General features: G+C 64.3%; 5 protein-coding genes and 1 tRNA gene. 2 read left to right on the top strand and 4 right to left on the bottom strand.

Going from position 1 to position 11,394, the window contains the following annotated elements; all coding sequences use genetic code 11:
* Nucleotides 1-29: 29 nt before the first annotated feature.
* Nucleotides 30-1,595, bottom strand: coding sequence for a hypothetical protein (locus B0293_RS42855; protein ID WP_005165233.1), 1,566 nt, complete (start codon nt 1,593-1,595; stop codon nt 30-32).
* A gap of 549 nt (nt 1,596-2,144) precedes the next feature.
* Here B0293_RS42855 and B0293_RS00995 point away from each other — a divergent pair.
* A complete protein-coding gene (locus B0293_RS00995) occupies nt 2,145-2,804 on the top strand; it encodes a hypothetical protein (RefSeq protein WP_143254454.1) in 660 nt (219 codons plus the stop codon).
* Between the two features lie 382 nt (nt 2,805-3,186).
* Here B0293_RS00995 and B0293_RS00990 read toward each other — a convergent pair whose 3' ends face one another.
* The 3 genes from B0293_RS00990 to B0293_RS00980 all read right to left on the bottom strand — a co-directional run bounded on the left by B0293_RS00990 (nt 3,187) and on the right by B0293_RS00980 (nt 9,644).
* Nucleotides 3,187-6,918, bottom strand: a complete 3,732-nt coding sequence (locus tag B0293_RS00990; protein ID WP_245192083.1) for a KAP family P-loop NTPase fold protein — start codon at nt 6,916-6,918, stop codon at nt 3,187-3,189.
* Between the two features lie 1,028 nt (nt 6,919-7,946).
* A tRNA-Thr gene (locus B0293_RS00985) sits at nt 7,947-8,019 on the bottom strand.
* 44 nt (nt 8,020-8,063) lie between these two features.
* Entirely contained in the window at nt 8,064-9,644 is a 1,581-nt protein-coding gene (locus B0293_RS00980) for an alkaline phosphatase D family protein (protein WP_039919371.1), read from the bottom strand.
* A 150-nt stretch (nt 9,645-9,794) separates the two neighbouring features.
* On the opposite strand from B0293_RS00980, the gene B0293_RS00975 reads away from it, so the two are divergent.
* A complete protein-coding gene (locus B0293_RS00975) occupies nt 9,795-11,360 on the top strand; it encodes a threonine/serine exporter family protein (protein ID WP_005165240.1) in 1,566 nt (521 codons plus the stop codon).
* The last annotated feature ends 34 nt before the right edge of the window (nt 11,361-11,394 follow it).

Genomic DNA, 11,394 nt, shown 5'->3' with positions numbered 1-11,394 from the left:
CAAGGCTTCCGCTAGACGTGAAGCCCTTCCTAGTCTTTTCTCCCAAAGACGCGCATCAGATCAGCGGCATGAAGGGCCCGCGAATACCGAATCAAGCTGCTGTTCACAGGCATGAACTCGGCCCTCAGGTAGCGTTCCGCTTCGGCAAGCTCATCCTCGTCCAGCGGAGTTGCAGCCATTGCCGAGAGCATGGCGCGCATCTCCGCCACCACCTTGTCCGCAGTCGGCTCCGAAAAGTCCTTGCCTCGTCGCCGCGGAGTCAGTGGCGACCGTACGTGTTCCGGCCCGAACATGCGGTAATAACGGTTCGTGCCGTGAGGTGGTTCGCTTTCACCTGACCAGATCCTGTAGCGATTTCGCACCGCGTCCCCCTCCCGCGGAAGCAGCGAAACCCGCGAGAAGACATCACCGCTGGCCAGCTTGAGTACCCTGGCGAACCGCTCGTCCGCGCCGTGATCCACCAGCAGCAGGCGTCGCCGCCCAACAACGCCCTGGGCGGCCGGCTCACTAGCCCACGCCGGCAGGTTGTGTTGCGCGTCCATCTCCGGGTCATACGTTAACTCGGGGATGTCCGCAGCGGCGAGGCGCTGGTCGAGAATGACGGCGCCGCGAACGTCCTCGACACGGACTACCAAGTCCTCGCGACGCACGTCCAACAACACGACCAGCACGGTCTCCGGGTCGTCGAGGACATGTCGAGCCCAAACGGCACTCACCGCGCGGCCCCGGGCTTGTTCGGCTCGCTTCACACGTTCGACAGCGGCGTCGAGATGCGCATCGCAGTAGTAGTGGCCGTCGCGAGCCGTGCGGAACGGTTCAGGCGAAATTGCATTACAGGTCGAGCACGTTCGCGAACGTTGGATAGCCTTGGCCTGCCGCGGCGACGCCGCCTGGATAGGGACAGCGTCAGCCGTAGCGTAGAGAGGCGCCGACCGCCCTGAACTCGATCGCAGAGTCGCGATTGGCGCCTGGCCAAGTGCCGGGAGCAGTCGCCGGCGACGTAGTTCAGGGACCGGAGCAAGGATCTCGACCGGCAGGCTCTGTTCCGCGTATATCGGTCGCCCCGCGGTGCAGCGCGTCCGCCGCGACATCGTGGCCTCTAGTTGGCCGGGGCTCGGGTCGATGTTCCACCGGCGCATATCCAAGGTCACAACCTCCCCGGGTTTCCGACCGCGGGCCGACGCGGTCAAGGCAATGCGCAACCGGTAGTCAGGCTGGCCGGCCACAGGAGTAAGGACAAGTCCGGTCAAAGACCTGGCAAGGTCGCCACAGTGACGTTCGCACCTCACGTGGACACCATGCAGGAGGGACCAGGCACTGTCATCGGCATGCTGACAAGGGAAGGCGTTGTCGCCGGGGAGCAGTTCGCGGTCAAGCAGCACGCTTTCCTTGGCCGACCGCACAGACTGGCCGGTCTTCATCGCGCGTTCACGAGCGGCTTGATGAAGTTCCTCAACGATGCGACGCGCCTCGTCCGCGAGGTCAGTATCGCCGACTCCCGCCAGGCGTTTAGAGGCTTCGCTGTATGAGAGATCCGCGAGTAGAACCAGGTGGTGCACGTCCTGGCGTCGCGCGGAGTGGCCGTTCTTGGGCATAATCGTCGCCTGTTCCCGCAGGGCTTCCCACGCACACCCTGCCGTGACGAGACCCGTACGGACATGAGGTGTTCAACAACTTCTACGCGGGACCGCAGGGCCCTTTGGTCGACATCGTCACCAAGCCGACGTGGGCGGCGGTGACAGCGACGGAGAACGTACGCGCCTTGACTCGGCACTAACAGTAGTCGAACCGCACCCGCGGTGACAATTCGGGGCACCACCTTGGCCGTGGAGGGCGTTCGGCCCCCGTTCCGCTCTACCTGGCCGCCGACGGAGACATCCTGAACGGGACATGGGATCTCCCCGCGCTCCGCCGGCTCACGCGTCGGTCCGGCCTTCTCGATCGCGCCGTGGTACGCGCCTTGACCAGACGGCACCACTATAGCAACGACACCCTGTTCACCGTCACGGCGATGCTGACCGAACGAGCGACGGACCCGAAGTTTCACCGCCGGTTCACCGAGCTGCGGCTCCAAGAACGGCTAGCGTCGTGCTCGTATGCTGTTCTGTTCAGCTCCGCTCTACCTGGAGCAGAAAGGAACCTTTGTGAGTACAGACGCCACGGCGCAGCCTCTGGATGACAAAACGCGTGCGGCCATCACCAGACATCTGGTTGATGTACCGGCTGTGAACGGCCGACAGTACCGCTCGAGTTTCAATGCCCTCCTTCAAGACGCCCGGCACGCAGCCGGTCGAGACGCCTCGGGAAGGCTAGTGGGGCTAAGCGCAACGTTGTGGCTGGGAGCAACGGCCTACCTGGTGCTGCTTGACCAGGTAGGCAAGACCTTCACGCTCATCGACTTTTCGATCGACCAGACGCGTCCGGCCATCCATCAGGCCCTTACTTGCTTCACCAGTCTTGACTCGGCTTCCATCGAAGCTCTATACGCGCTGCGATGCTCGCTGGCGCACGACTACTCGCTGGCGAGTCCGTCCGGACATCCAGAGCGAACCCATCTCTTCAGGCTTGCCCACGACGAGCACACACCGCTGATCTCGTTCCCGCAGGAACAATGGCCAATCGACTACAGCGTCATCCAAGGCCACGAAACCTTAGTCAACCTGCGGAAAATCGGTGATCTCGTTGAAGGCGTCGTCGATCGCCTGCGTCGCGAACACGCGTCCGATCGATTGCGGCTGTACCCTCGATTGAGCATCGTCGAGTTCGAGACACGTTACGGGCTTTACTATCAGATCAACACCTGATCGCCACCAGCGGTCGGCCCCGTTCGCAGACCGAACGGGCCGAGACGAATGAATAGGCTACGTCGTCCCGCGCCGGGCCTGGTGGTGGTTAACGTGGCGCGTAGCGCACCCAGATCTCCACCGTCCATCGAACCTGGCAACTCGACAATGGCACCAGTATGAACCCCGTGGCGGCATCTGCGGGAGTCGAATCAACGCCAGCCTATCTCGACGAGGTTCTACTTGGACGGGAGCGCGAAACCATCACCACGGCGCGCTGCTGGACCTGCAACGCGCCATAGACACCGGCGGTCGGCGCTAGCACCCAACCTATACAGGTACGCCATATGAACATGGGCATCGAGTCCGACGTGAAGTCGTCGGCATTCCGCCTACTCTGACATTACTTGGTGAAGTCAATCACTTGGCGGGCGGTGAAGCGGCCAGCCAATTTCGTCGCGTACCCCAGCGGTTTGAGGCCTTGAAGAGCAGCATTTTCCAGATCTTTTTTACCGTCGACCGCTCGTTGTGCTGCGGTGTTGAAGGCGCTGCGTACTTTTCTCGGCGGGGGCCCGATCTGTGGCATGACGCGGAAGACAGCTTTGATCGCTTCGGCGTTGGGGCTGCCGTTGGACCTCAGCTCCAGCATGACGATCGCTACTTGCTTGAAAAGCTCGACTCGTTCGGGATCCTTCCTGATCGAGGCGGCCGCCCATAAGTTCAGCACCGCGATGCGCATGGAGTTGTTTGTGCTCGCGTTGTATCGCTCGACCAGTGTTTCGACGACACCGCCTTCGTTCGCTCCGGTGAGGTCGATCGCGGTGATTATCTTCGTGTCCGGTATCGATGACTCAGGCTTGCCCACAAATGCCCGAACGAACTCGAGGTGCTCTTCGTCGTTCCAGCCGGCGGTGATCTGCTTGAAAGCCGCCACGACGTCCGGTGTTAGGAGCGGTGTCCCGGCTGCGGTCGAGAGTAACGCCCGGGCGTCGGCTGGAGTGACCATCGCGAGCCGCAGCCAGGAGGCCAGCGGCTCCGCGGAGCGGTCTACGAGCTCGTCGGCCAATGTCGTCATTGTGTCGGCAGTGGGCAGCAGCAGGGAAAACGCGGGCAGATGTTGTCCGGCGTGGTCCAGTGACCGGAGCAGGAGGTGCACGCGGCCGAAACGCGTCATCCAGTGTTCTTCGGTCAGGGCGGTCATCAAGTCGATCGCCGGCGTGGTGGCGCCGTCTCGCTCGACCTCGTTCTTGAACACTTCCGGAACGGTCTCGAAGAGGTACAACCTCAGGGCGTCTCCGCGGTCGTCCTCGGCGATGTCAGCGCGTAGGGTCTTCGTCAACGAGTCCATCAAGGTTGTGGTCAACAATGTGGCGTCCACGAATCCGTGTGCAGCCAGCACGTGCGCGGCAATGACGGCGGGCTGCCTTGAGGCCGCATCGGAGTTGGTCTCGACCGTTTCTCCGACGGTCTTCACGACCTCATCGGTGATGTCGGGCCGAGCTTGAGGTAGCGGCTCGATCTGGGTGAGCAGTGCCGATGCGGCGCGCTCGACGTCGGCGACGCCTGGTGACTGTTTGCTCGTGGCGCTGTTCCACAGCGTGGTGACGAGTCTTGCCCAGAGCTGATCGGCGTCGGTGACGCGGCAGCCGGGAGTGATCGCCGCCAACCATCGGGGCCATGCCTTCACGGAACGGAGCTCAACCGAACGGAGTATCTGTCCGGCCAAATCACTGTCCGATGTGGGTGGCAGGTCAGAGATGATCTTGTCGATCTGCGTGCGTCCGTACTGGTTATCGATGGCGAGAACCAGCTCCACGATCGCGTAGGCCGAGTTTGGGTCGTCACTGCGCAGGTCGTGAGCCAGAACTGCGAGGCTTTCAATGGCCTGCTTTGCGACTGTCGCCTGCTTGGATTCGACCGGCTGAGGCACTGCGGTCGCAGTGGAAGCCGTAGTCGCGGGGGCGGCAGCAGTGGCGGGTTGGGCTGGTTCCGTGTCAGGCGGGGTGTTCAGCGCCTCGGCCAGCAGACTCGGCAACGTCCGGACAAGCCGCAACAACTCAAGCCTGGCGGAGGCGTCCAATGCGCGAAGCGTCGCGAGTGTCGTCTCGCGGTCCGGGCTGCACAAACCACGGACCAGAAGTGCGCTGGTACCCGCGCCATCGGCGGCTGCGGCCCGTGGCTCCTGCAGGATGAACTGGGCATCCGCGTCCTTATCATCTCGGGCGATCTGGATGATCCGCCGTCGAAGCCTGTCCGTGTCGCCTGTCGCGCACAGCGCCAGATGCCAGGCACCCGAAGCGTTGCTCGCCGTCAAGATGTCGGTGCCGGACTGTGCGAGGTTGGAGATCGAGGCGAGGACCTCGTCTGCCACGATCTGGTATGACAGGTCAGGCCGCTGTTTGACCAGGTCGACGAGGACGCTGGCGATATTCTGCTCCGCGACACCGAAGGAATGACGCATACGCGTCGTGAGATAGCGCAACGCGGCGTCACACTGGTCCTGAGGCACGTCCTCCGCGCCGACCGTATCCACAACCGCCTTGGTGTCACCATCCTCGGCGGACGCCACGAGCCGCTTCGCGGACGCGGTCTCGAGACCGAACAGACTCTCCTCGCTCCGCAGGAATACAAGATCGCGGGACGGCCCCTCGACGGTGCGCGTCCGCCGCAGGTAGTTGAGCAGCTGGCGATGATGGGTATGACGGGTGTCAGTGACCCGTTTGTCTCCGGCACCATCCACGCCTTCGCCGTTTTCGTCACCCTCCCCGACCATCAGCGGCGCTAGCTTGGCCTCCGGCTTGTTGTAACCCTGGGCGAGCTCTTTCACGTCAGGGGCGAGGTTCTCCGGCAGGGATCTGGAATCCTGTAACTCCAGCACATGCGAGGGAAGGTCTGGGTCGATGATCAGGTCCCGGCCGAACAGGGGGAACTCCACTCGAAGGCACACCAGTTTCGCCAGCGCGGTCGCCGACTGCACGGGGTTCTCGTGGAGATGCCCGGTCCGGTGTCGATCCTCGGCGAGCCGGTAGGTCAGGGCGAACGTGTTGAGCAGGTGCTTCACCCGGCGCGGGCTGGTCACGTGGCTGGGAATCAGGACTGAGATGACGAGCGGAAGGTTGGTCAGTTCCTTCCAGACGCCGGACTCACGAGTCTGCACCAGGTTCAGGGCGAACTCGCCGATATTGGGAGCAAGCAGGGCGGGCAGGCTGATCTGGTACTGGAAGACCTTGTCGAGGTAGGCGCTTCCGGTGCTGTAGTAGGGATTGTGTGCCGTCACGGGGGTGGGTTGCTGCGATTTCCGTGACAGGGCCTCTTCGAGTACCTGCTGATCAGCTGCAACTATGAAGACACACTGGTTGGTTCCGAGGAAGGTTCGCACGGCATCCAACGTGGCGACTACATCTTCCGAGCTGCATCGATCGAGCTCGTCGACGAAGATCACCACACGGTCCGCTTTCGAGTCCTTCACCAGATCGGCGAGGAGAGCTTCGAACTGCTCGTCGCTGTCCGGCTTGGACAGGCTGCGTTCGGCCGCGAGGTTCTTGCCGACTAGTGCGATCAACCCCGACAGGAGCGTCGCAGGCACCAGTCCAGCCGTGACGGCGGTGCCGGACATTTTAGCGAAGTTCTCACCGAAAGGACCGGCCTGGAACAGGGCGATGACGGCAATGGCGCCCACGATAAGGGCTACCATGACGACAAGCAGTATGGCGAAAACCTCGACAAGCTTCCGGATACTCGTGGCAGGGACACGAATGTCGGTGCGGGTACGACCCGAGTACAAGTCTTCATGATACTTCGCATCGGTCACACCGAGCTCTTTCGCCGCGGCTGTCACGAAGTTCCGACGTAGGGGATTTTCCGCGTACTTGAACGCGTCGAAACGAATAAACCGCACCCCTTTAACCTGCTGAAGCTTACCTTTCACGAGATTCGCGATACCAGACTTCCCCGAACCCCAAGGACCGTATAAAGCGATGTTCGTCGGAGCCTCCACGCTCGTCGCGAGCTCGACAAGTTGATCGGCTATGCGCTGATGCTCGAACCGATCCTCGTTGGCATCAGTGAGTTCTCGATCCTCAATCAAGTCCTCGTGTCCGAGCAGTCCGGATCTCACCGCGACATCTGCATCCAAATTAACCACCCCTGCCGCCTACCGTCCACACTGCACCCCTCAGCGCACAGCAGACAGTCCAACTGACACTTTAGACCTAAAACAATGACTTTCGCTCATAGCGATATCCACCAGTGATCTGAAAAGCCTTCCACTTAATACGGTAAATGGTTGCAAAATAACAACTGCGCCGCGGGTCTGGGCAGCGCGTCGGAGACACGTCCTCCGAAGTCGAGTCGCGCAAAGTTGCCACCAAGGAGCGCCTGAAGCTCACGCAGTGAGCAGCAGCACCGAACACCGCCTTAGGCATCCACAAAGGACAACAGCTAGCTGCGACCGGGCCTCCGACCTGAGGATCGCCGGTGCCATCGAGTGAAGACATGGAGACCACCTGAAAGCTCGGACGACCCACAAAACGGTCCGCCGGCCCCACTGCGCCGCGCGCGGGCTTACCCCTGCCGCAGCGGCAGACCGCTCCGGCGCTATGCCGGACTGTTAAGCGCGTTTCCGGACGACGACGCCGACGTCTACAACTTCGACAAGTCGCCGACACAACGCGAGACGCTGCACTATGTCTATCGACTGGCCCGATTCGAGCATGGGAGCGAATTGCCTCGAAACAGACAGAAGGGATCAAGAGGAGGCCGTAGCAGTTCACGTCCGGCGGACACCTGGCGACGCCCCCAGGCGGCGCCACCTCGGGTTCTCCGTCGAACCGCTGTTCCAGCCACACGGCAACGAAGGCTGGTCCCGACAGAGACGCGGTCAGACGACGACCCTCAAGGCAGCCTGCGTTACGGCGGCGACGCACCGAAGGGAACGCTGGCAACGGCGGGGGACCGCACGTCCAGCCCCTGAGCAGAAACCTCAAAACCGACAGATCCCGACGAACCGAATGAAGTCATCACCCGACTCGACGCCCCAGTGCACGCAGACTTCGGCACAGCAGTGAAAACGGAGACGAAACGGAGCCCAACCAGCCCAAACCGAACATGAATCCTGATCGCATTTCATGTCATATCAGCAGGTCAAAGGCTATTTTGATCTTGAGCCGCCAAGGGGGCTCGAACCCCTGACCTTCTGTTTACAAGACAGATGCTCTACCAGCTGAGCTATAGCGGCCTTGCCCAGGGCAGCCCGGGCGAGCCCAGTATATCGGCGCCCCCTCAGCCGTCCGCAGGCCGCACCCAGGGCTCCCCTGCCACCGTCCGGAAGGCGTGCGCGAACGTCACGGCGGTCGCCGGGTCTCGGCGGTCGGCGACGTAGTGCCAGTTCATCCGGACGGCGTCCGGGGTCACTTCGAGGACGCAGGGGCCGTGCGAGTCGAGTTCCACGAAGCGCACGTGCGGGTTCAGCGCGCGGAGCGCCGCCTCGACCTTGAGCGAGCCGGTCCGCGGCGGGACGCCGAGCTGTTCGTCGATGTTGTCGGAGGTGACCGACGGGCAGACGAACTCCACCGCGACGCTCGTCCCGTCCCGCGGCACGTCGTTCGCCCAGGACGAGTGGACGTCGCCGGTCAGGAACACCGTGTTGCCCCGCCCTTGCGCGGCGATGGTGTCGAGGACCTGGCGGCGGTCGGCGGTGTAGCCGTCCCACTGGTCCGTGTTCACCGTGGTCGGCTGGCCGTCGAGCAGGCCGTCCAGCGCGAGTTTTTCGCGGCTGGGCAGCGCGGGAATCTTGATCGGCGTGACCATCACCGAATTCCCGATCAGGTTCCACGACGCCGTCCCGCGCGCCAGGCCCTCAAGGAACCATCGCCGCTGCTCGTCGCCGAGGATCGTGCCCTCCCCGGAGGCCGCAGCCGGACCCGGACCCGGCTGCTGGGTCCGGTAAGTCCGCAGGTCCAGCATGGTGAGGTCGGCCAGCTTCCCGAACTTCAGCCGCCGGTACAGCCGGTCACCGCGATGCCGCACGGGCATCCATTCGAAGTACGCCTGATGCGCCGCCCGCATCCGGTCGAGCCAGCCGCCCTCGGTCGCCGGGGCGTGTGACGGCGAGCCGCCGGACCAGGCGTTGTCGGCCGCCTCGTGGTCGTCCCAGGTGGCGATCATCGGATGCCGGGCGTGCAGCCGCCGCAGCCGCTCGTCGGTCTTGTACATCGCGTGACGTTGCCGGTAATCCGCGAGGGTGATCAACTCGTTGGGCGGTACCGAGGGCCGAAGATCACCAGCAGGGTTGGGATTTCCCTCGTAGAGGTAGTCACCCAGGTGAATGAAGGCGTCCAGATCGTCGCGGCCGGACAGATAGCCGTAGGGGGCGAAGTGACCGACAGCCCAGTTCGCACACGAGACCACGCCGAACCGCAGCCTCGCGACGTCGTCGTCGTGCGCAGGCGCCGTCCGCGTGCGCCCGGTCGGCGAGACCGCCCCTTGGGACGTGAACCGGTACCAATACGCGGCCGACGGGCACAGCCCGCCGGCCGTCACCTTCACCGTGTGGTCGCGTTCCGGTCCGGTCCGGAGGTGACCGCGAGCGACGACGTCCGCGAATCCGGCGTCCTTCGCCACCTCCCACCGGACGTCGACCGCCAGGCCTTTTCCGGATCCCGGAACGGCCTCGGCCGAGGGCGTGACCCGGGTCCAGAGGAGCACCGAATCGGGCATCGGGTCACCCGAGGCGACGCCGTGCCCGAAAACCGGGGTCCCCGCCCCGCTCGATGCCCCCGAAAGGGTGAATGTCGCCGCTGTACCGGCTGCGGTGACACCGGCCGCGCGAAGGATGGATCGCCTGCTCACAGAGGACGCCATGCCCTGCAGTGTGCCGCAGATCGACGACGTCGCGATGATCTTCCCCGGACGTGGCGGACGCCACTTCGGGTTTCCTGCAACAGTCGGGGCGCCGGCCCCGATGGTCCTCGGGAAAGTCCCTCGAACCAAGAGTGAGGAGGTGGATCGATCATGAAGATCAACGAGCACACCAAGAGGGCCCAGCGCGGCGAACGCGGTGTCGGAAAGAACCAGGACGAAACACCCGAACGTGGCGAATGGCTGCTGGAAGCGCCGCGCCAACGTGACGGAGAGCGATCGATCCACCAGGCTCGGTCGCACCGGCCGAACCTCCTGCGCCGGCGCGCCTGGCAGATCCTCGAAGCCCCGACGGCCGAGCAGCCCGCCGTCGACGGCGAAGAGACGATGGGCCCGAAGCCGCCCGACGACACGACGGTCAACTTCGTCCTGGATCTCGTCCTGCGCATCGGCGAGGTCCAGATGTCCAGCGGCGCCGGCGCCTCCGACGTCACGGCGACGATCATCGCGCTGACCTCCGCGCTCGGTCTCCCGCACTGCGAGGTCGACGTGATCTTCACGTCGATCACGGTGACCTGCCACCGCGGCACCGACATGGCGCCGGTGACGGCGCTGCGCGTGGTCCGCTCACGCAGCCTCGACTACACGCGGCTCACCCAGACGGAGACGCTGGTCCGACGGATCGTGCGCGGGAACATCGGGGCCGAAGAGGCCCAGCAGGAACTCCAGCGGATCACCACCGCGCCGCACCCGTACCCCCGCTGGGTGGCCACGGCCGCCTGGGGCGGGCTGGCCGGGTTCATCACCCTGATCCTCGGCGGCAGCATCGACGTCGCGCTGGTCGCGATGGTGATCAGCGCCGTCATCGACCGGCTCGGCCGCTTCCTGAACCGCTACGCGCTGCCGTTCTTCTTCCAGCAGGTGATCGGCGGCCTGGTCGCGACCCTGTCCGCGATGGCGATAGTCAGCAGCGGCCTGCTCACCACGGACAAACCCACGCTGGTCGTCGCCGCGGCCGTCACCGTGCTGTTGTCCGGGCTTTCCACGGTTTCGGCCGTGCAGGACGCCATCACCGGCTACTACGTCACGGCGGCCGGGCGCACGATGGAAACCGCGCTGATGAGTGCCGGGCTGATCGCGGGCGTCGTCCTCGCCCTGAAGATCGCGAAGCTGATCAAGATGCCGCTCACCCCGCTGCCCGAGGTCGTCTCCTCCACGCCGCAGGACCTGCCGATCATCATCATCGGCAGCATCGGCGCTTCGGCCTGCTTCGCGTTCGCCTCGTATTCGACGATGCGCGCGATGATCGTCGCGGGAGCGGCGGGCGCGGTCGGCGGCGCGGTCTACGGCGCCTTGATGGTGACCGGCTTCGAAGGCGTGAGCTCGTCGGCGATCGCCGCCACGCTGGTCGGTTTCTGCGGCGGCGTGCTCGCCAGGCGGCTCAAGGTGACGCCGCTCGTGGTGGCTGTGTCCGGCATCACGCCCCTGCTCCCCGGTCTCTCCACCTATCGTGGTCTATACCAATTGGGTGTCGAGCCCGGAGGCAACATCTCGACGCTCATGACCGCGGTCGCGATCGGGCTTGCCCTGGCCGCGGGTGTGGTACTCGGCGAATACCTCGCGCAACCGGTGCGCACGGGCCTCGGGAGGCTCGAACGCAAATTCGCCGGACCGCGGATGGCGGGTCCGATGGAACCCGCCGAACGACGCTTGGAGTGATCGCTCGGCGACCGGCCGCGACCTCCTCGCGCGA

Origin of the sequence: Amycolatopsis azurea DSM 43854 (assembly GCF_001995215.1) — a bacterium.
Taxonomy (GTDB): domain Bacteria; phylum Actinomycetota; class Actinomycetes; order Mycobacteriales; family Pseudonocardiaceae; genus Amycolatopsis; species Amycolatopsis azurea.
Note: the sequence above shows the minus strand (reverse complement) of the source record. Positions and strands in the feature narration are given on the sequence as shown.